Origin of the sequence: Streptomyces roseirectus, assembly GCF_014489635.1 — a bacterium.
GTDB classification, from domain to species: domain Bacteria; phylum Actinomycetota; class Actinomycetes; order Streptomycetales; family Streptomycetaceae; genus Streptomyces; species Streptomyces roseirectus.
This window is the reverse complement of the sequence record NZ_CP060828.1, coordinates 7,815,523-7,835,945: the sequence shown is the minus strand read 5'-3', so window position 1 is coordinate 7,835,945 and position 20,423 is coordinate 7,815,523. Positions and strand designations below refer to the sequence as shown.

General features: G+C 69.8%; 17 protein-coding genes. 10 read left to right on the top strand and 7 right to left on the bottom strand.

Going from position 1 to position 20,423, the window contains the following annotated elements; translation table 11 throughout:
- Window positions 1-51 precede the first annotated feature (51 nt).
- A complete protein-coding gene (locus tag IAG44_RS33780; protein ID WP_187750868.1) occupies window positions 52-2,409 on the top strand; it encodes an ATP-binding cassette domain-containing protein in 2,358 nt (785 codons plus the stop codon).
- A gap of 235 nt (window positions 2,410-2,644) precedes the next feature.
- On the opposite strand, the gene IAG44_RS33775 is transcribed toward IAG44_RS33780, so the two are convergent.
- Window positions 2,645-3,538 carry an NAD-dependent epimerase/dehydratase family protein gene (locus tag IAG44_RS33775; RefSeq protein ID WP_187750867.1) on the bottom strand — a complete coding sequence of 298 codons (894 nt, stop codon included), beginning with the start codon at window positions 3,536-3,538 and terminating at the stop codon, window positions 2,645-2,647.
- An 80-nt stretch (window positions 3,539-3,618) separates the two neighbouring features.
- On the opposite strand from IAG44_RS33775, the gene IAG44_RS33770 reads away from it, so the two are divergent.
- The gene (locus IAG44_RS33770; RefSeq protein WP_187750866.1) at window positions 3,619-4,428 is read left to right on the top strand and encodes a PhzF family phenazine biosynthesis protein; all 810 of its coding nucleotides are present in this window, start codon (window positions 3,619-3,621) and stop codon (window positions 4,426-4,428) included.
- Window positions 4,429-4,430: 2 nt separating this feature from the next.
- Here IAG44_RS33770 and IAG44_RS33765 read toward each other — a convergent pair whose 3' ends face one another.
- Window positions 4,431-5,213 carry a CPBP family intramembrane glutamic endopeptidase gene (locus IAG44_RS33765; protein ID WP_187752953.1) on the bottom strand — a complete coding sequence of 261 codons (783 nt, stop codon included), beginning with the start codon at window positions 5,211-5,213 and terminating at the stop codon, window positions 4,431-4,433.
- Window positions 5,214-5,831: 618 nt separating this feature from the next.
- The gene (locus IAG44_RS33760; protein WP_187750865.1) at window positions 5,832-7,349 is read right to left on the bottom strand and encodes a glutamate-cysteine ligase family protein; all 1,518 of its coding nucleotides are present in this window, start codon (window positions 7,347-7,349) and stop codon (window positions 5,832-5,834) included.
- A gap of 607 nt (window positions 7,350-7,956) precedes the next feature.
- On the opposite strand from IAG44_RS33760, the gene IAG44_RS33755 reads away from it, so the two are divergent.
- The 3 genes from IAG44_RS33755 (at window position 7,957) to IAG44_RS33745 (ending at window position 10,289) form a co-directional block, all read left to right on the top strand.
- Window positions 7,957-8,535 carry a hypothetical protein gene (locus tag IAG44_RS33755; RefSeq protein WP_187750864.1) on the top strand — a complete coding sequence of 193 codons (579 nt, stop codon included), beginning with the start codon at window positions 7,957-7,959 and terminating at the stop codon, window positions 8,533-8,535.
- A 283-nt stretch (window positions 8,536-8,818) separates the two neighbouring features.
- Window positions 8,819-9,025 carry a DUF5999 family protein gene (locus tag IAG44_RS33750; RefSeq protein ID WP_187750863.1) on the top strand — a complete coding sequence of 69 codons (207 nt, stop codon included), beginning with the start codon at window positions 8,819-8,821 and terminating at the stop codon, window positions 9,023-9,025.
- A gap of 211 nt (window positions 9,026-9,236) precedes the next feature.
- Window positions 9,237-10,289, top strand: coding sequence for a LacI family DNA-binding transcriptional regulator (locus tag IAG44_RS33745; protein ID WP_187750862.1), 1,053 nt, complete (start codon window positions 9,237-9,239; stop codon window positions 10,287-10,289).
- A gap of 7 nt (window positions 10,290-10,296) precedes the next feature.
- Here IAG44_RS33745 and IAG44_RS33740 read toward each other — a convergent pair whose 3' ends face one another.
- Genes IAG44_RS33740 through IAG44_RS33725 form a run of 4 tightly spaced genes read right to left on the bottom strand, consistent with a single transcriptional unit; the run spans window position 10,297 to window position 14,492 of the window.
- On the bottom strand, window positions 10,297-11,349 hold the full coding sequence (locus tag IAG44_RS33740; protein WP_187750861.1) for an endo-1,4-beta-xylanase: 1,053 nt from the start codon (window positions 11,347-11,349) through the stop codon (window positions 10,297-10,299).
- A 43-nt stretch (window positions 11,350-11,392) separates the two neighbouring features.
- Window positions 11,393-12,217, bottom strand: coding sequence for a carbohydrate ABC transporter permease (locus tag IAG44_RS33735; protein WP_187750860.1), 825 nt, complete (start codon window positions 12,215-12,217; stop codon window positions 11,393-11,395).
- A complete protein-coding gene (locus IAG44_RS33730; RefSeq protein WP_187750859.1) occupies window positions 12,214-13,203 on the bottom strand; it encodes a carbohydrate ABC transporter permease in 990 nt (329 codons plus the stop codon). Before IAG44_RS33730 ends, IAG44_RS33735 begins: the two co-directional genes overlap by 4 nt.
- Complete coding sequence (locus IAG44_RS33725) at window positions 13,200-14,492, bottom strand: extracellular solute-binding protein (RefSeq protein ID WP_187750858.1); 1,293 nt, start codon at window positions 14,490-14,492, stop codon at window positions 13,200-13,202. The genes IAG44_RS33730 and IAG44_RS33725 overlap by 4 nt, the downstream gene beginning before the upstream one ends.
- Before the next feature lie 422 nt (window positions 14,493-14,914).
- Here IAG44_RS33725 and IAG44_RS33720 point away from each other — a divergent pair, with 422 nt between their 5' ends.
- The 5 genes from IAG44_RS33720 to IAG44_RS33700 all read left to right on the top strand — a co-directional run bounded on the left by IAG44_RS33720 (window position 14,915) and on the right by IAG44_RS33700 (window position 20,379).
- On the top strand, window positions 14,915-16,936 hold the full coding sequence (locus tag IAG44_RS33720) for an APC family permease (protein WP_187752952.1): 2,022 nt from the start codon (window positions 14,915-14,917) through the stop codon (window positions 16,934-16,936).
- Window positions 16,937-16,962: 26 nt separating this feature from the next.
- On the top strand, window positions 16,963-17,358 hold the full coding sequence (locus IAG44_RS33715) for a TOBE domain-containing protein (protein WP_187750857.1): 396 nt from the start codon (window positions 16,963-16,965) through the stop codon (window positions 17,356-17,358).
- A 132-nt stretch (window positions 17,359-17,490) separates the two neighbouring features.
- A complete protein-coding gene (modA, locus tag IAG44_RS33710; RefSeq protein ID WP_187750856.1) occupies window positions 17,491-18,306 on the top strand; it encodes a molybdate ABC transporter substrate-binding protein in 816 nt (271 codons plus the stop codon).
- Between the two features lie 28 nt (window positions 18,307-18,334).
- Complete coding sequence (gene modB, locus IAG44_RS33705) at window positions 18,335-19,132, top strand: molybdate ABC transporter permease subunit (RefSeq protein WP_187750855.1); 798 nt, start codon at window positions 18,335-18,337, stop codon at window positions 19,130-19,132.
- Window positions 19,133-19,326: 194 nt separating this feature from the next.
- On the top strand, window positions 19,327-20,379 hold the full coding sequence (locus IAG44_RS33700) for an ABC transporter ATP-binding protein (RefSeq protein WP_187750854.1): 1,053 nt from the start codon (window positions 19,327-19,329) through the stop codon (window positions 20,377-20,379).
- Window positions 20,380-20,423 lie beyond the last annotated feature (44 nt).

Genomic DNA, 20,423 nt, shown 5'->3' with positions numbered 1-20,423 from the left:
CCGCGCCTAGCCTGGCCCCACAGCCACCGCACAGCCGCAGAGGGAGCCTCGATGACGAAGCCGCACGCCGCCGACAGCCACGACCTGATCCGGGTGCACGGCGCGCGGGTGAACAACCTGAAGGACGTCAGCGTCGAGATCCCGAAGCGGCGCCTGACGGTGTTCACCGGCGTCTCGGGCTCCGGCAAGAGCTCCCTGGTCTTCGGCACGGTCGCGGCGGAGTCGCAGCGCCTGATCAACGAGACCTACAGCGCGTTCGTCCAGGGCTTCATGCCGAACCACGCCCGCCCCGAGGTCGACGTCCTGGAGGGCCTGACGACGGCGATCATCGTGGACCAGCAGAGACTCGGCGCCGACCCGAGATCGACGGTCGGCACCGTCACGGACGTCAACGCGATGCTGCGGATCCTCTTCAGCCGCCTCGGCAAGCCGTACATCGGCCCGGCGAAGGCGTTCTCGTTCAACGTCGCCTCGATCAGCGGCGCGGGCGCGGTGACCATCGAGCGCGGCGGCCAGACGGTGAAGGAGCGCCGCTCGTTCAGCATCCAGGGCGGCATGTGCCCGCGCTGCGAGGGCCGGGGTTCGGTCACGGACTTCGACCTGACGCAGCTGTTCGACGAGGAGAAGTCCCTCGACGACGGCGCGCTCCTGGTCCCCGGCTACAAGACCGGCGGCTGGAGCTACCGCATGTACTCCGAGTCGGGCCTGTTTCCGGCGGACAAGCCGGTCAAGAGGTTCACGAAGAAGGAGCTGCACGCGTTCCTGCGCCTGGAGCCGACCCGCATGAAGATCGCGGGCATCAACATGACGTACGAGGGCCTGATCCCGCGCATCCAGAAGTCGATGCTCGCCAAGGACCGCGAGGCGATGCAGCCGCACATCAGGGAGTTCGTGGACCGCGCGATCACGTTCACGACCTGCCCCGACTGCGACGGCACCCGCCTGACGGAGGCCGCCCGCTCCTCGAAGATCGACGGCGTGAGCATCGCGGACGCCTGCGCGATGCAGATCAGCGACCTCGCCCAGTGGGTCCGGACCCTCGACGACCCCTCGGTGACCCCGCTGCTGACCGCCCTCGGCCAGACCCTGGACTCGTTCGACGAGATCGGCCTCGGCTACCTCTCCCTGGACCGCCCCTCGGGCACCCTCTCCGGCGGCGAGGCCCAGCGCGTCAAGATGATCCGCCACCTCGGCTCGTCCCTCACCGACGTGACGTACGTGTTCGACGAGCCGACGACCGGCCTGCACCCCCATGACATCCGCCGGATGAACGACCTCCTGCTGCGCCTGCGCGACAAGGGCAACACGGTCCTCGTGGTCGAGCACAAGCCGGAGGTCATCGCGATCGCCGACCACGTCGTGGACCTCGGCCCCGGCGCCGGCACGGCGGGCGGCACGGTCTGCTACGAGGGCACGGTCGCCGGCCTGCGCAAGGCGGACACCCTCACCGGCCGCCACCTCGACGACCGCGCCCGGCTGAAGGACACGGTCCGCGAGCCCACCGGCGCCCTGGAGATCCGGGGCGCGAACCGGCACAACCTGCGCGACGTCGACGTCGACGTCCCCCTCGGCGTCCTGACCGTCGTCACCGGCGTCGCGGGCTCCGGCAAGAGTTCCCTGATCCACGGTTCGGTCCCGCCCGGCGCCGGCGTCGTCTCCGTCGACCAGGCCCCGATCAAGGGCTCGCGCCGCAGCAACCCGGCGACGTACACGGGCCTGCTGGAGCCGGTCCGCAAGGCGTTCGCCAAGGCCAACGGGGTCAAGCCGGCGCTGTTCAGCGCGAATTCGGAGGGCGCCTGCCCGACCTGCAACGGCGCCGGGGTCGTCTACACGGACCTCGCGATGATGGCGGGCGTGGCGACGGTCTGCGACGACTGCGAGGGCAAGCGGTTCCAGGTGGCCGTCCTCGACTACCACCTGGGCGGCAAGGACATCAGCGAGGTGCTGGCGATGCCGGTCGCCGAGGCGGCGGAGTTCTTCGCCGACGGCGAGTCCCGCGTCCCCACCGCGAGCCGCGTCCTGGGCCACCTCACGGACGTCGGCCTCGGCTACCTCACCCTCGGCCAGCCCCTCACCACCCTCTCCGGCGGCGAACGCCAGCGCCTGAAGCTCGCCACGCACATGTCGGACAAGGGCGGCGTCTACGTCCTCGACGAACCCACAGCCGGCCTCCACCTCGCCGACGTCGAACAACTCCTCGCCCTCCTGGACCGCCTCGTCGACTCCGGCAAGTCGGTCATCGTCATCGAGCACCACCAGGCGGTGATGGCCCACGCCGACTGGATCATCGACCTCGGCCCCGGCGCCGGCCACGACGGCGGCACCATCGTCTTCGAAGGCACCCCGGCCGACCTCATCAAGGCCCCGACCCTCACGGGCGAACACCTGGCGGAGTACGTGAGCGCATGACCCCTTGACGCAGGGGCCCCTGCCCGCGCCGGTACGACCACCCTGACGTCGTACGAGCCCCAGGGGCCTCAGCCACACCCCAACCCGGGTCCACCCCAGCTCACCCTTGGGCTCAGCCCCGCGCCCACCCCAGCTCACCCTTGGGCTCAGCCCCGCGCCCACCTCAACTCACCCTTGGGCTCAGCCCGGCCACCACCCAGCTCGCCCCCGACTCACCCCGGCCCCCGGCCCCGACTCACCCCGGCCGCTCCCCCGGATCGCACCCCGCGACCCGCCACACCTCCTCGCTCACGTACCAGTGATCCCGCCCCACCAGCGCGAACTGCCGCTCGCTCGCCCGCCCTCCACTCGCCCGGAACCGCTCCAGACACACCTCCCACGGCCAGTCGACCTCGGGCACCGGCGCCAGCTCCCCGCGCGCGACGAGCCCGGCGATCAGCTCCCCGATCCGCACCGGCACCGGATGGCTCGCGTGGTAGACCCCCGACGGGATCACGCGCCCCGGCTCCGGGAGGGCGAGGGCGGCGATCAGCCGCCCGAGGTCCGCCACGTCGACGACGGACAGCAGCGCCCGCCCGCCGTCCCACCGGGCCGGCACCCGCCGAGTCAGCTCACGGAGTCCCGGCACCACCCACCGGTCCCCCTCGCCCAGCACCAGTCCGGGCCGCAGCACCACGCCTCCCGCCTCCAGCGCGAACCGCTCCCCGGCCAGCCTGCTGCGGCTGACGGCGGACACCGGCACGGGCTCCACCTGACCGACCTCGATCCCGCGATGCGGCCCGGCCCCGTACACGGCGGCCGTCGACAGCTGCACCACCCGCCGCACCTCGGCGCCACGGGCCTCCGCCATCACGGCCCGCGTCCCGCCCACGTTCACGGCCCGGCACAGCGCCTCGTCGTCCCCGATGTACGAGGCGAGGTGGACAACGGCCCCCGCGCCCTCGCACAGCCCCCGCACCGCACCCGGCTCGGTCAGATCACCGGCCACCCATTCGACGCCCTCGACCACCTCCTCCGGCACTCGTCTCACCAACGCCCGGACCCGCGCTCCCCGCTCCAGCAGCGCCCGCACCGCCGCCGTCCCGACGAACCCACTCGCCCCGGTTACCACCACAACGTCCGGTCCCATCCGCCAGTTCCCCGATCTCCGTCCAGTTCTCCGACATTGGCCTTGGTCCCCCGGCTCCACGACCCCCTACTGTCACGTCCATGCAGATCAGAATCGTGGACGCCTTCACCGACCGCCCCTTCTCCGGCAACCCCGCCGGCGTGGTCCTCCTCGACTCCTTCCCCGACGACGACCGCCTCCAGAACATCGCCCTGGAGGTCAACCACGCGGAGACCGCGTACGCGCACCCCCTCGCGGACGACGCCGAGGCCGACTGGGCGCTGCGCTGGTTCACCCCGGTCGCCGAGGTCGCGATGTGCGGGCACGCGACGCTCGCGACCGCCCATGTCCTGCACACCACGGGCGCCCACGAGGGTCCCGTCCGCTTCGCGACCCGCAGCGGGGTCCTCACCGCGACGCCGGCCGAGGACGGCTCGATCACCCTGGACTTCCCGACGGCCCCGCTGACCCGGGTGGAGGTGCCGGACGGAGTCGCCGAGGCGCTGGGGGCACCGGTGCTGAGCGCGTTCGACACCGGGCCGAACGTCGGTGACCTGGTGGTGGAGCTGGCCGACGAGAAGGCCGTCCACGCGCTGCGCCCCGACCACAAGGCGCTGGGCGCCTACTCCTCGCGGGGCATCATCGCCACCGCCCGCGCCGAGGACCCCGCCCGCGGCTACGACTTCGTCTCCCGCTGCTTCTTCCCCAACGTCGGCATCGACGAGGATCCGGTCACCGGCAGCGCCCACACGGCGCTGGCCCCCTTCTGGTCGCAGCGTCTCGACGCCGCCGACCTCACCGGCCTCCAGGCGTCCCCCCGCTCCGGCCGCGTCCGCACGGGCCTGCGCGGCGCCCGCACCCTCCTCACGGGCCGTGCGGTGACGGTCATCGAGGGACGGCTGCTGGCCTGACCTCAGGCGGTCGGCAGCCAGTCGACCTTCCCGGCGAGCAGGGCGTAGCCCACGAAAGCGCCGATGTCCAACAGCGAATGCGCGACAACAAGCGGCCCGACCCGCCCCCACCGCCGGTACAGATAAACGAACACAACCCCCATCACCATGTTCCCGATGAACCCCCCGATCCCCTGATACAGGTGGTAGGACCCCCGGAGCACCGAACTCCCCACCAGCGCGCCCACGGGGGTCCACCCCAACTGCCCCAGCCTCCGCAGCAGATACCCCAGAACGATCACCTCTTCCAGGATCGCGTTCTGCAACGCGGACAACACCAGCACCGGGTACTTCCACCACACGTCCGGCAACGCCTCCGGCACGACGGTCAGATTGAACCCCAACCCCCGGGCCGCCAGATAGAACGCGATACCACTACTCCCGATCACCGCCGCAACCCCGGCCCCCCACCCCAGATCGAACCAAGGCCGCCTCCTGTCAAACCCCAACACCCCCAACGAGGCCCGCTCCCGCACCAGAAAATGCGCCACCAACACCACCGGCACCAACGCCGTCGAAATCCCGAACAACTGCCAAGCCAGGTCCAGCCAAGGCCGCCCAGGCGCCGCCGACCCGTTGAGCGTCGCGGTCTGCTCCTCAAGCCCCCCCGGCTTGGTAACGGACCCCACAAAACTAATGAGCGCCGACACCCCACTGGCCCCGAGCGACACCCCCAACACCAACAAGGTCTCATCCCGCAACCTCCGCCGCTCCATCTCCCCCTCCACAACACCACCCATTCCCATTCCGCCCCTAACCGAAGAAGCCACCCACCAACGACACCCCCAGCTTGCCTCATTCCCCCCACCCCACCCCCAAGCACCCCCCTCCCCCCCCAACAAACACCCCCACCACAGCCCCTCATCCAGCCCAGACGGACGCGCGCAAGCCGACGCACTCACCCTGGCGAACACATCCAGCGCAGGCTCACTCCTGAACACCGGCCAGCATTTTCCAGCCCGTCCGGCGCTTGAGGACAAGGCCCGTCCAGGGCCGGCCTCCACCCACGACCCGCACCTCCCCACTCCCCCAGCCCCCTACAGCCCGTCCGGCGCTTGAGGACGAGGCCCCTTCAGGGCCGATCCCCACCCACCCACAGCCGCCTCCCCACCACCCACACCCACCCCCGCGTCACCCCACCACCCTCACCCCGCACCACTCACTCCCGCTCACCCCCAACTCACCACCCCCACCCTCCCCGCACCACCGCCTCCCCCACCCACAAGCCACCCGCCCCACCTCCCACCCCTCGGGGTCCAGGGGCGGAGCCCCGGTGGGGTTGAAGGGGCGGAGCCCCTGGGGGATGGGACGGGTAGGGGCGGCGGGGGCGAGAAACCCTCCGGCGCCCACACCCACACCCACCCTCACCCCATAGCCACCACCTCCCCCACCCCCACAGGCCACAAATGCACCGGCTCCCCCACCCGCATCAACTCCCCATACCTCCGAGTGGTCGCGGCCAACGCCTCCTCCCGGGACAACCCCGCCTCCACCCCCCGGTGAAACGTCGCCACCTGCCAGGTAGCCCCATTGGCCCGCAACCGGCACCGCTCCTCGATCACCCCGAGATAGAAGTCCCGATCGACGGCCTCAACCCCCCACGCGTCCAACCCCGCCGCAGCCAACGGCAACAACTCATCCCGCACGAGCGCCACCGCGTCCACCTCGGCCACTCCCCCCAGCCGCCCCCGCCGAGGCCACACGAACCGCGCGTCGATCCCGTCCCGACAGGCAACGTCGAAGTTGGCCGCGGCGGCGGAGAACGGCAGCCGAGTCCAGATCGGCCGCGACTCCTCGGCGAGCGCCCGCACGACCCCGTAGTAGAACGCGGCATTGGCGAGCACATCGGTGATGGTGGGCCCGGCGGGCAGCACCCGGTTCTCGACCCGAAGATGCGGCACCCCGTCGGCGACCCCGTACACGGGCCGGTTCCACCGGTAGACGGTCCCGTTGTGCAGCACGAGCTCCGCCAACTTCGGCGTCCCCCCGGCGGCGATCACCCCGAGCGGATCCTCGTCGTCACGAATCGGCAGCAACGCCGGAAAGAACCGCAGATTCTCCTCGAACAGCTCGTACGCGGAACTGATCCAGCGTTCCCCGAACCAGGTCCGGGGCCGCACCCCCTGCGCCTGAAGCTCCGGCGGCCGCGTGTCCGTGGACTGGAGGAAGAGCGGCGGCCGGGACTCCCGCCACAGCTCCCGCCCGAAGAGGAACGGCGAGTTGGCCCCGACGGCGACCTGCGCGGCGGCGACGGCCTGAGCGGCGTTCCAGACGTCGGCGAACCGTCCGGGCGTGACCTGGAGATGCAGCTGCACGGAGGTGCAGGCGGCTTCCGGCGTGATGGACTTCGCGGTGCAGGACAGATGCTCGACCCCGTGGATGTCGAGCGTGAAGTCCTCCCCCCGGGCGGCGACGATCTGATCGTTGAGAAGGGTGTACCGGTCGACCTCGGAGAGGTTCGCGGAGACGAGGTCGTCGGGCCCGAGCGTCGGCAGAATCCCGATCATCACGATTCCGGCGTCGACTTCGACGGCCTTTCGATGGGCATATGCCAGCGACGTGCGGAGTTCTTCGGCGAGCCGGTCGAATACCCGCCCGCCCAACCGGTGTGGCGCGATGTTCACTTCCAGATTGAACATGGCGAGTTCTGTTTGGAAATCACGGCTGGCGATACGTTCGAGAACCTGCCCGTTCAACATTCTCGGCGCGCCGTCGGCGCCCGCGAGATTCAGCTCGATCTCCAGCCCCATGAGGTTCTTGGGGCGGTCGAAGCGCTGCTCGGCCAGCAGCCGCTCCAGCCCCGCGAGGCACTGGCGGAGCTTGTCGCGGTAGTGCTGCCGATCGGACAGGTCGAACGCGCCTGCCACGACCTTCTCCCCCATACGAAGTGTCCCTCCTCGGCTGGGCGGACCGGTCTCCCGGCCGCCGGGCGTCCCGGGTCAGGGGGGATGATGCCCAGCGGAACGATCGATAACGCCCCCGGCGCCGGGTCGGGCCCGCTAGGCTGGTGACCGTCCCCCGTAAGTACCCCATAAGTGACCGGTGACACATTCGACAGCCGGGGCGCGGAACTGGTTTTCCGGAACTCGGCGACTCGTGAGAAACACCGATGGGAATACGCCGACCGCGAGGGCGCGACTTTCCCAGGTGAACGACGGGAACGGCACCCTGAATCGGGATGATTCAGTCGTATCGCCGACCGAATGGATACTTGCGGAGCGGAAAGGGATCGGGTAGCCGAAACCCACTCCGAACACGCATCGTATAAACTCCGCGACAGGCGGAGAAGGTGGGCGCCCGGTCGAAGGGCCCAGTCGTTCAGGCCGCGGACGACGGGCCACTCACACCCCCGGTACGCACCGGCCTCGGCACTGCCTCTCCGACCGCACATGCCCCGAGCACACCGCACATGCCCCGAGCACCGAGAGCTGACAGCGCCGTCCGCCCCCGCCCTCGCGCCACTGCCTGTCGAATGAGAGGCGACCCACCATGCCGCTGCATGTCCCCCCGGCTCCCGCGCCCGCCCTGCGTTCCGTCCTCACCGCCCTCGGTTCCCCGACCGCCGTCCGCGAGGCCCGTACCCCGTCCCTGCGGGCCGCCGAGGGCCCGGCGGTCCCCGAACTCCCGCTCCCGCTGCACGTGCTGGAGCGCGTCACGGGCACGCCCGGGACCCGGCTGGCCGGCTGGCGCTTCCTGATCCGCTGCCAGGACCGGGCCGTGGCCGCGGCCGAGACCCGGCTGACGGCGGACGGCTGGGTGTTCTCGCACTTCTTCGAGGGCCCGTACATCGACTCCACCGAACGCGCCCTGCGCCAGGCCGAGTCCATCGAACTCCCCGTCCAGGCCCGCCTGTTGTCCGTCCCCGGCCTCTACATGCTGACGCTCTGGCTGCACGGCGACCACGAGTCCGACGGCACGAGCGGCAACCTCGCCGCGGCCGACGTCCTGATCCCGCTCGCCCCGGCGCCGCCCGGCATCGCGGCCCATCGCCCGCACCGCGTCGCGGAGTTGCTTCCGGTCCTCACCCACCGGGTGCCCCCCGCGCCCCTGTTGGGCTCACCCGCATGACCTCACCCTGTCGGACTAGCCCGTTGTGACCAGGGCGAACCATCCGAAGTGACCGTGCGGCAGCACTGAACCGCCCGTGCGAGTGACGCGTCATGAACCTGTGAGTAGCGGTACCGCGAAATCCCTGCGGATCCACGCCCGTAGAGCAACACTGGGTTCCGACCGACTTATCACAACGGGGGCGGCCATGAACGACACTTCACGCCGCGAGAACGACACGACACGCGATCCACACACCGCACCGGTCACTTCATCCGTCACGACAGAGCGAAAGATCCCTTCCATGTGCCAGCACCAGCCACCGTGCCCGTCAGCCGACTCCACCTCCCGAGACTGCGCCCGCCTCGTGGCGCACCACCCGGAACAGGGCTGGAGCCTGCTGTGCAACGGGGTCCTCCTCTTCGAGGACACCGGTGAGCTGCTGCCGGACGGCAGCGTCATCGCCCCGCACCGCCCGCTGGGCCCCAACCGGGTGGTGGCAGCGGCCTGACGACGAAGCACACCCGACACACCCCGAGGGGCCGGCCACCGAAGAGTGCCGGCCCCGACGCACGCCCCCGCCCGGACCCGACGCGCGCGCCCCACCCGGCCGCACCGAACCCGCCCCACCCCCACCCCTCCCCACTCCGCCCTTTTTCCGGAAGACTCCTGGAAGTTTCGGTTCGGCTACCGGAAGACGAAGGCAGAGCGAGGGCGGGGACATGGCACCACAGGACACCGGCACGGAAGGACACACCGAGCCGCACGGCAAGGTGACGATCACCGAGATCGCCCGCCAGGCAGGCGTCTCCGTGCCCACCGTCTCCCGCGTGGTCAACGGCCGCTCGGACGTCTCCCCGGCCACCCGCGCCCGCGTGGAGGAACTGCTGCGCCTGCACGGCTACCGCAAACGCCCCCCGGCCGTCACGACCCGCAGCGCCGCCCTCCTGGACCTCGTCTTCAACGACCTCGGCAGCCCCTGGGCGGTGGAGATCATCCGCGGCGTGGAGGAGGTCGCCCACCAGGCCGGCGTCGGCACGGTCGTCTCCGCGATCCACGGCCGCTCGGGCGACGCCCGCGAGTGGATGCGCAACCTCCGCGCCCGCGCCTCGGACGGCGTCATCCTGGTCACCTCGGCCCTGGACCCCACGCTGCACGAGCAGTTGAGGATCCTCGGCGTCCCCCTGGTCGTCGTCGACCCGACGGGCACGTACGCGGACGGCGTCCCCGTCATCGGCGCCGCCAACTGGTCCGGCGGCCTCGCCGCGACGGAGCATCTGCTGGCCCTGGGCCACCGCAGGATCGGCCTGATCGCGGGCCCGCCGAGACTCCTGTGCTCCCGCGCCCGCTACGACGGCTACCGCGCCGCCCTGGAGGCCGCGGGCGTCCCCGTGGACGAGTCCCTGGTCGTCCCGGGCGACTTCCAGTCGGAGTCGGGCTTCACGGGCTGCAACGCCCTCCTGGACCTGCCCGATCCGCCGACGGCCGTGTTCGCCGCGAGCGACCGCATGGCGCTCGGCGCGGTCGAGGCGCTGCGCCGCCGGGGCCTGCGTGTCCCGGAGGAGGTGAGTGTGGTCGGCTTCGACGACCTTCCCGAAGTCCGCTGGTCCGCCCCACCGTTGACGACCGTCCGCCAACCCCTGGCCGACATGGGCAAGTTGGCCGTCCGCACGGTCCTGCGCCTGGCGCACGACGAGCATCCCGACGCGCCGCGCGTCGAGTTGGGCACGGAACTGGTGGTGCGGTCCAGCACCGCACCACCAGCCCGCTCCTGAAACCCCCCTACTTCAGCGCGTTCCGGAGCGCGAAGTAGGCGGGCTTCGGCTTCAGTTGCTCATCCCAGGGGAGAGCGGCCCCCTCGCCGGGGAAGACGGCCGGGATCCACGAGTACTTGTCCGTGTAGTCCCAGATCGTGATGCCGACGCACCGCCGCACCGCGAGGCACGCGTCGGTCATGTCGGCGTACCACTGGGCCTGTTCGGCCAGTTTCTCCTCGGTCGCGGGCAGCAGCATCCGCACGTCGACCTCGGTGAGGGCGGTGTCGAGCCCCAGCCGGGAGAAGCGGCGGAGGTTGTCCTCCAGGGTCGTCGGATAGCCGTACTGGAGGGCGAGGTGCGCCTGGAAGCCGACCCCGTCGAGCGGCACGCCCTGCGCCTTCAGCTCCTTGGCGAGCTTGTAGTAGGCGTCGCTCTTGGGGCCGATGGCCTCGATGTTGTAGTCGTTGAGGTACAGCTTCACGCGCGGGTCGGCCTGCCGCGCCCAGCGCAGCGCGTCGGCGATGTAGCCGGGGCCGAGCGTCTTGTAGAAGACGGTCTCCCGGTAGGTGCCGTCCTCGTTGAACGCCTCGTTGACGACGTCCCAGGCGTACAACTTCCCCCGGTAGTGGCGGACTTCGGTCTGGATGTGGTTCTTGAGGACGGCCCGCAGCTCGTCCGCCTCCCACTCCTTGCCGGTGAGCCAGTCGGGCAACTGGCTGTGCCAGACGAGGGTGTGGCCGCGCACCTTCTGGTGGTTGGCGCGGGCGAGGTTGACGATCTCGTCGCCGGCGGTGAAGTCGAAGACGCCCTGCTGGGGTTCGGTGGCGTACCACTTCATCCCGTTGCCCGGCGTGATCGAGTCGAACTCGTGACCGAGGATCTTCGTGTAGGGGACGTCGGTGAGTTCGGGGTTGTCGGTGGCGCTGCCGAAGTAACGGCCGTGCCGCTGGGCGAGGTCGGCGAGGGTGGCCTTGTGGCGCTGCTCCCCGGCCTGGGCGGCGGGGCCGCTCGCGATCCCGGTGGCGACCAGGGCGGCGGCGAGGGCCCCGGCGAGTCTGAGACGGGTGCTCGAAAGCATGGTGCGACTCCTCAAGGGGGGTGAGCCGTACATGAGTTGCCGGTCAGCCTTTGGTGGCACCGGCGGCGAGCCCGCCGACGAGCTGCCGCTCGGCGACGGAGTAGAAGACCAGGGCGGGCACCATGGCGAGGACCAGGTACGCGAAGACGCGGGCGTACTCGGCGGAGTACTGGCCCTGGAACTGCTGGACGCCGATGGGGATCGTCCACCAGCTGGGGTCGGTGAAGACGAGCAGCGGCAGCAGGAAGTTGTTCCAACTCCCCACCACGGCAAGGACGGAGACGGTTCCGAGGGCAGGCCGCGCCATCGGCAGCAGCACCCGCCAGAAGAACCCGAGCGGCCCGCAGCCGTCCAGGGTGGCCGCCTCCTCCAGCTCCGCCGGGATCTCCCGGAAGAAGCCGCGCAGGATGACGATGGTCACCGGGATCCCGAACGCGGCCTGCGGCAGGATCACCCCGAGCGGGTTGTCCAGCAGGTCGAGCGAGCGCAGCAGCAGGAACAGCGGCAGCGCGACGACCGCGAAGGGGAACATCAGCCCCATCGTGAACAGCGTGAACAGCGCCTCGCGCCCCCGGAAGGCGAACCGGGCGAAGGAGAACGCGGCGAGCGCCGACACCCCGACCACCGCCACGGCCGTCACGATCGCGATGAAGGTGCTGGAGCCGACCATCTGCCAGAAGGAGCTGGAGCCCAGGATGTCGGTGTAGTTGGAGGTCACCCACTTCTCGGGCAGCCCGACGGGGTTGCGGGAGAGTTCGTCGGTGGTCTTGAACCCGGACAGCACCGCGTACAGCAGCGGCACGGCCATCAGGGCGCCGACCACGACGAGTACGACGTGCACCGGCAGATTGCGCAGGTTCTTCTTCATGAGCCGCCTCCTCGCATGGTCGTGGTGGCTCCCTCCAGGTCACGGCGCAGGACGTAGCGCTGGTAGACGAGGGCGAAAACGAGGCTGATGACGAACATCGCGACGCTGATCGCGCTGGCGTAGCCCACCTGGTAGCGCTTGAAGCCGTACTGGAACAGCGTCACGGCCATGGTCTCGGAGTGGTGGTCGGGCCCGCCGCTGGTGGTGACCCAGACCAGGTCGAAGAGCTGGATCGCGCCGATCACCGACAGGAACACGCTGATCTTCAGGGTCGGGGCGAGCAGCGGCAGCGTGATGTGGCGGAACCGCTCCCAGGGCCCGGCCCCGTCGATGAGCGCGGCCTCCTTCAACTCGGCCGGGATGGACTGGAGTCCGGCGAGGTAGAGCATCATGTGGAAGCCGAAGTACTTCCACATCATGACGAGGAACAGCGTCGCGAGGACGGTGGAGGTGTCGGAGAACCACTTCCCACCGAGCCCGCCCAGCCCGATATTGCTGAGGACCTGGTCCGCGAACCCGTCGTCGGGCGCGAACAGCATGCCGAACAGGATGCCGGTGATCGCCTCGGAGAGGATGTACGGCGCGAAGAACAGCATCCGGTAGACGGCGCGCCCGCGCAGCTTCTGGTTGAGCGCGACGGCGAGGGCGAGCGCGAACGGCAGTTGCAGCCCGACCGAGAGCCCGATCAGCAGGCCCCCGCGCCACAGGTCGCCGAGGAAGACGTCGTCCTTCAGCAGCCGTGTGTAGTTGTCGAACCCGATCGCCTCGGACGGCCAGCCGAACCCGCCCCAGCGGAAGAAGGACGCGTACACCGCGAACAGCATCGGCAGCAGCACCAGCACGCCGAACAGCACGAGCGCGGGCACCTGGAACGCGAACGCGGTGAACCAGTGTCCCCACTTCCGCCGGGCGCGGGCTTTTTCGGGCGCCGGGGACGGCGTACCGGCCCCGGCGCTCCGGTCGTCCTTGACGAACGTCGAGGTCACTGCTCGTCCTTGGCGGTCTTCGTGATCGCCTGGGTGACCTGCTGCGGAGACTTGGACCCGGCGATGAGCCCGGCCACGCTGTCGTTGACCTGCTGTCCGACGGCGGGCGCGTACGCCTGGTCGAGGTAGAGCTGGAACCCGGTCGCGGTCTTCAACTGGGCCTGCACGGCGGAGAGGTTGGGGTCCTTGAGCGCGGACTCGGCGGCGGGCACGACCGGCAGCGCCCCGGTCTTGGAGACGAGTTCGATGTCGGTGGCCTCGGAGGCGAAGAACTTCAGGAAGTCGACGGCCGCCTGCGGGGCGCCCTTGCGCAGCGCGTGTCCGCCGCCCCCGCCGAACACCTCGGTGATCGCGCCCTTGCCGCCCTCGACCGCCGGGAACGGGAAGAACCCGAGGTCGGCGCCGATGCCCTTGCCCGCGTCGGCCTCGACGGTGGGCGCCCACTGGCCCATCAGCTCCATCGCCGCCTTGGCGTTGCCGACGTGCGCGGCCTGCCCGGTCGGGCTGGAGTAGGCGGCGCCGAGGAATCCCTTCTGGAACGGCTGGAGGTCGACGAGTTCCTGGAGGTGCTGGCCGGCCTGTACGAACCCGTCGCCGGTGAAGTCCTTGTCGGCGTCGGCCTTCTTGAGCGCGTCGAGCCCGGCGGTGCGCATCGCGAGGTACGCCCAGTAGTACATCCCGGTCCAGCTCTCCTTGCCGGCGAGCGCGAGCGGGGTGATGCCGGCGGCCTTGAGCTTGCGGACGGCGTCCAGGAATCCGGACCAGGTGGTGGGCGGGGCCGCGATGCCGGCCTTCTTGAACAGTGCCTTGTTGTACCAGAACCCGATCATGCCGATGTCGAACGGGATCCCGTACACCTTCTCGTCGATGAGGTACGGCGCCTTCGCGACCGGCAGCAGGCCCTCGGACCAGGGCTTGGTGCGCTCGGACAGGTCCTCGACGAGTCCGGCGTCCACCTGCTGCTTGAGGACCCCGCCGCCCCAGGTGTGGAAGATGTCGGGGAGCTTGCCGGAGGCGGTCTGCGCCGTCATCTTGGATTTGTAGGCGTCGTTCTCCAGCTGAACGATCTTGATCTTGACGCCTGGGTTCTGGCTCTCGAACTTCTTGGCCAGCGCCGCCCAGACGTCCTTGGCGGGCTGGGTCGTGGAGATGTTCCACCACTCGATGGTGGTCGTCCCGGACGATCCCCCGTCCGAGTCACCGCCGCAACCGCTCAACGCCGTCATGCCCAGGCCGGCCGCGGCGGAGGCTCCCAGGAAGCCGCGGCGGGAGAGTGCCGGGTCGCCCATTGTGCTCTCCTCGGTAGATCGAAAGTTTCGGAGCTAATCCAGAAAGCTTCGCTGCATGCCGCACCCTAGAGACAGCCTCCGAAGAGAGGCAACCCCTTGAACGGGGTCAATTAGAAGCCCAGTTGGAGAACGCTCCCCACCCTGATCCACGGACGGCGACCGAGACCGGTTCGAAACATTCGGCTCAGGCGGCGAACTTTACGAAATCTCAGCTCCACCCGTCATGACACTGGGTGGCCACTCCCCCGTCCGGCCCAATCCGCCCGACGAGCCCGGCACCCGCCCCGACCAGGCCAGTCTTAACGCAAGCTTGACGCTCACCGACCCCCGAACCCCAGGCCCGCGTGTCACTCTCTGCTTACGCTGGTGCCGCCGTCCGCCCGATGGCCACACCCCGAGCCGCACACCTGGAGCAGACGCCGATGGCCACGACCGAACGACCGGCCCCCAGCCGCCTGCGGGCCTGGATGCTGGAGGGCCTGTCCGACATGGGCAAGGGCCACCAGGGTCAGCCGTCCACCGGGAAGCCGGGCGACTCCGGAGGCCCCGGGGACCCCGACAATCCAGCCAGCCCAGACGGCCCGACGGCTTCGGCGAAGCCGGCGCACCACGGCCAGCCCTGGTACCGCGTCATGTGCCTGACCGGCGTCGACTACTTCTCCACCCTCGGCTACCAGCCCGGCATCGCCGCCCTGGCCGCCGGTCTGCTCTCCCCGATCGCGACGATCGTCCTCGTGATCGTCACCCTCGCGGGCGCGCTCCCGGTCTACCGCCGGGTCGCCGAGGAGAGCCCGCGCGGCGAGGGCTCGATCGCGATGCTGGAGCGGCTGCTCTCCTTCTGGCAGGGCAAGCTCTTCGTCCTGACCCTGCTGGGCTTCGCCGCGACCGACTTCCTCATCACCATCACCCTGTCGGCCGCCGACGCCTCCACCCACCTCGTCGAGAACCCCCACCTCACCGGCGTCCTGCACGACCACCAGATGCTGATCACCCTGTTCCTGGTCGCGCTGCTCGGCGCGGTCTTCCTCAAGGGGTTCCTGGAGGCGATCGGCGTCGCGGTGGTCCTGGTCGGCGTCTACCTCGCGCTGAACGTCGTGGTCGTCGCCGTCGGCCTGTGGCACGTCGTCACGGCCGGCCATGTGATCACCGACTGGTCCAGCGCGCTGACCACCGAGCACGGAAACGTTTTCGCGATGGTCGGCGTCGCCCTGATCGTCTTCCCCAAGCTCGCCCTCGGCCTCTCCGGCTTCGAGACCGGCGTCGCGGTCATGCCCAACGTCAAGGGCGACCCGGGCGACACCGAGGAACACCCCGCGGGCCGCATCCGCGACACCAAGAAGCTCCTCACCACCGCCGCGCTGATCATGAGCGGCTTCCTCATCGCGACCAGCTTCATCACCACCCTCCTCATCCCCGAGGACGAGTTCAAGACCGGCGGCCAGGCCAACGGCCGCGCGCTCGCCTACCTCGCCCACGACTACCTCGGCGGCGTCTTCGGCACGGTCTACGACGTGTCGACCATCGCCATCCTCTGGTTCGCCGGCGCCTCCGCGATGGCCGGCCTGCTCAACCTGATGCCGCGCTACCTGCCCCGCTACGGCATGGCCCCGCACTGGGCCCGCGCCGTGCGCCCCATGGTCATCGTCTTCACGCTGGTCGCCTTCCTGGTGACCTGGATCTTCGACGCCGACGTCGACGCCCAGGGCGGCGCCTACGCCACCGGCGTCCTCGTCCTCATCAGCTCCGCCGCGATCGCCGTGACCATCGCCGCGCACAAGGCGGGCCAGCGCAACTGGACGATCGGCTTCGCCGTCATCTCGGCCGTCTTCCTCTACACGACGGTCGTCAACGTCATCGAACGCCCGGACGGCGTCAAGATCGGCGCCTGCTTCATCGCGGGCATCATCCTGCTCTCCCTGCTCTCCCGGCTGGCCCGCGCCTTCGAGCTGCGCGTCACGAGCGTCACCCTCGACCCGATGGCGGAACGTTTCGTCCGGGACATGGCGAGCCGCAAGATCCGCCTCATCGCCAACGAGCCCGACCGGCGCGACATCGCCGAGTACCGCGAGAAGGTCGAGCAGATCCGCGAGGACAACGACATCCCCGGCCAGGAGGACTACGTCTTCGTCGAGGTCACCGTCACCGACCCCTCCGAGTTCGAGGCGAGCCTCACCGTGCGCGGCGAGGTCCTGCACAACCGCTACCGCGTCCTGACCCTGGAGCACTCCTCCATCCCCAACGCCCTCGCCGCCCTCCTCCTGCACATCCGCGACTCCACCGACCGCACCCCGCACATCTACTTCGAGTGGACCGAGGGCGGCCCCTTCACCAACTTCCTCCGCTTCTTCCTCTTCGGCCAGGGCGAGGTCGCCCCGGTCACCCGGGAAGTCCTCCGCGAGGCCGAACCCGACCGCGCCCGCCGTCCCAGGGTCCACACGGGCTGACCCCGCCCGGCCCCTATCGTGACGCCATGCACTCCTACACCATCGGCCAGGCCGCCCGCCTCCTCGGCGTCAGCCCCGACACCGCACGCCGCTGGGCCGACGCCGGCCGGTTCACCACGCACCGCGACGACACCGGCCGGCGCCTCGTGGACGGCACGGACCTCGCCGCGTTCTCCGTCGAACTCGCGAGGTCGGACGGCGACGAGACCCCGTCGCACACCTCCGCCCGCAACGCCTTCTCCGGCATCGTCACGGCCGTGAAACTCGGCGACGTCGCGGCCCAGGTCGAGATCCAGGCGGGCCCGCACCGACTGGTCTCACTGCTGACCAGGGAGGCGGTGGAGGAGCTGGGCCTTGAGGTGGGGATGGAAGCGACGGCGCGGGTGAAGTCGACGAATGTGCATGTCGATCTGACGACGTAAGCATCAGGCTCGCATCTGCGCGCCATTCACCCATATCAAGCCAGCTCACGCGAGGAGAACAGGGGCGTACGCCTAGCACATGCGGCAGTATCATCATCACGGCCGTCAGACCGTCCCCGAGGAGTCCCCGTGATGACCCGTCCCGCGCCCCGCACCCGCCGGTTGCTCCAGGTGACCGGCGCGGGAGCAGCCGCCCTGCTGACGCTGGGCGCGTGCTCATCGGACTCCTCGGGCTCGTCGCCGGACTCGGCGCCCTCGGCCTCCGGCAAGCTCTCCGGCACCGTCACCGTCTTCGCCGCCGCCTCCCTCAAGGAGAGCTTCACGGCCCTCGGCGAGCAGTTCGAGAAGGCCCACCCCGGCACCAAGGTCGCCTTCAGCTTCGCCGGCAGCGACAGCCTCGCCGCGAGCATCACGGGTGGTGCCCCCGCCGACGTCTTCGCCGCGGCCAGCGCCAAGACCATGGCGCTGGTGACCGGCAAGAAGGCCAACGCGTCCGCGCCGGTCACCTTCGCCCGCAACCAGCTGGAGATCGCCACGCTGCCGGGCAACCCCGAGAAGATCACCGCCCTCAAGGACCTCACCAAGCCCGGCCTCAAGGTCGCCCTGTGCGACAAGTCGGTGCCGTGCGGCGCTGCGGCGGACAAGATCCTCACGACGACGGGGGTCAAGGTCACCCCCGTCTCCTACGAGCAGGACGTCAAGTCCGCCCTCACCAAGGTCGAGCTGAAGGAGGTGGACGCGGCCCTCGTCTACAAGACCGACGTCCACGCCGCCGGCGACAAGGTCCAGGGCATCGACTTCCCCGAGTCCTCCCAGGCCGTCAACGACTACCCGATCGCCCTCCTCAAGGACGCCCCCAACGCGACGGCGGCCCGGGCGTTCATCGCGCTGGTGCGCTCGGCCGAGGGCCGCACGACACTGACGGAAGCGGGCTTCCTCCAGCCGTGACCCCGCCACACCCCAGGGAGAACCCCCAGTGAAGCCCCGCCGGGGAGCCACCGTCCCCCTCCCCCTCCTCACCCCGGCCCTCCTCGGCCTGGCCTTCCTCCTCCTCCCCCTCCTCGCCCTCCTCGTCCGCACCCCCTGGCGCAGCCTCCCCGCCCTCCTCACCACCCCCGAGGTCTGGGACGCCCTCCGCCTCTCCCTCCTCTGCGCCACGGCCGCCACCGCCGTGAGCCTCCTCCTGGGCGTCCCCCTGGCCTGGCTCCTGGCCCGAGTCGACTTCCCCGGCCGCGCCCTCCTGAGAGCCCTGGTCACCCTCCCCCTGGTCCTCCCCCCGGTGGTGGGCGGCGTGGCCCTGCTCATGGCCCTGGGTCGCAACGGCATCGTCGGCAAGTGGCTGGACCAGTGGTTCGGCCTCACCCTCCCCTTCACCACCACCGGCGTCATCCTCGCCGAATCCTTCGTAGCCATGCCCTTCCTGATCATCAGCGTCGAAGGCACCCTCCGAGCCGCCGACCCCCGCTACGAAGAAGCGGCAGCCACCCTCGGCGCCACCCGCTTCACCGCCTTCCGCCGCATCACCCTCCCCCTGATCGCCCCCGGAATAGCCGCCGGCGCGGTCCTCGCCTGGGCAAGAGCCCTGGGCGAATTCGGCGCAACGATAACTTTCGCAGGCAACTTCCCAGGCAAAACCCAAACAATGCCGTTGGCCGTCTACCTGGCCTTGCAGAACAACCCAGAATCAGCAATGGCCCTGAGCCTGGTCCTACTGGCAGTCTCCATAGCAGTCCTGGCGGCCCTGAGGGAGAACTGGCTGACGGCAACAAACTAAACGCAGGGCACATAAAAACAAACGCACCACCATCGCCGCCCAGGGGCGCGGGGAACTGCGCGCCTAGCCACAACAAAACCGCACCCGCCACTCAACCGAACCCCCCACAAGTAAAACCCGCACCCGACAACAAAACCCGCACGGGTGGGCGGGTGGGAAACCCCCGGCCACCCCCAACCCGCACACAGGACCCCATGCCCACCCACCCCGGCCTGAACGCCCACCTGACAGTCCACCACCCCCCAACCTTCCACCTGGACATCACCCTCAAAGCCACCCCCGGCGAAGTACTGGCCCTCCTAGGCCCCAACGGCGCAGGCAAAACCACCGCCCTGAGAGCCCTCGCCGGCCTGCTCCCCCTCACCACCGGCCACCTCCACCTGGACGGCCACCCCCTCGAAAACATCCCCCCGGAATCCCGCCCGGTAGGCGTCGTATTCCAGGACTACCTCCTCTTCCCCCACCTCACCGCCCTGGACAACATCGCCTTCGGCCCAAGATGCCAAGGCGCGACGAAACAACAATCCAGAGCCACCGCGAAATCCTGGCTGACCCGCATGAACCTGTCGGCCCACGCCGACAAGAAACCCCGCCACCTCTCCGGCGGCCAAGCCCAACGCGTAGCCCTGGCAAGAGCCCTGGCCACCAACCCCCGCCTACTCCTCCTGGACGAACCCCTGGCGGCCCTGGACGCGAGAACCCGCCTGGAGACAAGAGCCCAACTCCGCCACCACTTGGCAGAGTTCGAAGCCGTGGCCATCATCGTCACCCACGACCCCCTGGACGCGATGGTCCTGGCCGACCGCCTGGTGGTCATAGAACAGGGCCGCACGGTCCAGGAGGGCACCCCCACAGAAATAGCCCGCCACCCCAGAACCGAGTACATAGCCCAACTAGTGGGCCTGAACCTCTACAGAGGAAAGTCGACCGGCACAGAGGTAACCCTCTCCACAGGCCAGAAAATCACCACGGCAGAACACCTCACCGGCGAGACATTCGTAGCATTCCCCCCTTCCGCGGTAACCCTCCACCGCACCCGCCCGGAATCCTCCAGCGCCCGAAACCTCTGGCACTGCGAGGTAGCCGGCATGGAATCCCACGGCGACCAGATCAGAGCCGACCTGAAAGGCGACCTCCCCCTGACAGCCGACCTGACCACAGCAGCCGCCGCAGAACTGAACCTCCACCCCGGCACCGAACTCTGGGCCTCACTGAAGGCAACCCAGACACACGCCTACCCGGCATAGAAAAAGGAAAGGGCCCCTCCCCCGAAGGGAAAGGGCCCAGGAGC

Coding starts and splice junctions, on each gene's coding strand:
- modA (WP_187750856.1), top strand. CDS start 17,491: ATGACCCGTCCCGCGCCCCGCACCCGCCGGTTGCTCCAGGTGACCGGC.
- IAG44_RS33755 (WP_187750864.1), top strand. CDS start 7,957: ATGCCGCTGCATGTCCCCCCGGCTCCCGCGCCCGCCCTGCGTTCCGTC.
- IAG44_RS33715 (WP_187750857.1), top strand. CDS start 16,963: ATGCACTCCTACACCATCGGCCAGGCCGCCCGCCTCCTCGGCGTCAGC.
- IAG44_RS33750 (WP_187750863.1), top strand. CDS start 8,819: ATGTGCCAGCACCAGCCACCGTGCCCGTCAGCCGACTCCACCTCCCGA.
- IAG44_RS33720 (WP_187752952.1), top strand. CDS start 14,915: ATGGCCACGACCGAACGACCGGCCCCCAGCCGCCTGCGGGCCTGGATG.
- IAG44_RS33740 (WP_187750861.1), bottom strand. CDS start 11,349: ATGCTTTCGAGCACCCGTCTCAGACTCGCCGGGGCCCTCGCCGCCGCC.
- IAG44_RS33725 (WP_187750858.1), bottom strand. CDS start 14,492: ATGGGCGACCCGGCACTCTCCCGCCGCGGCTTCCTGGGAGCCTCCGCC.
- IAG44_RS33765 (WP_187752953.1), bottom strand. CDS start 5,213: ATGGGAATGGGTGGTGTTGTGGAGGGGGAGATGGAGCGGCGGAGGTTG.
- IAG44_RS33770 (WP_187750866.1), top strand. CDS start 3,619: ATGCAGATCAGAATCGTGGACGCCTTCACCGACCGCCCCTTCTCCGGC.
- IAG44_RS33735 (WP_187750860.1), bottom strand. CDS start 12,217: ATGAAGAAGAACCTGCGCAATCTGCCGGTGCACGTCGTACTCGTCGTG.
- IAG44_RS33700 (WP_187750854.1), top strand. CDS start 19,327: ATGCCCACCCACCCCGGCCTGAACGCCCACCTGACAGTCCACCACCCC.
- IAG44_RS33775 (WP_187750867.1), bottom strand. CDS start 3,538: ATGGGACCGGACGTTGTGGTGGTAACCGGGGCGAGTGGGTTCGTCGGG.
- IAG44_RS33745 (WP_187750862.1), top strand. CDS start 9,237: ATGGCACCACAGGACACCGGCACGGAAGGACACACCGAGCCGCACGGC.
- IAG44_RS33780 (WP_187750868.1), top strand. CDS start 52: ATGACGAAGCCGCACGCCGCCGACAGCCACGACCTGATCCGGGTGCAC.
- IAG44_RS33760 (WP_187750865.1), bottom strand. CDS start 7,349: ATGGGGGAGAAGGTCGTGGCAGGCGCGTTCGACCTGTCCGATCGGCAG.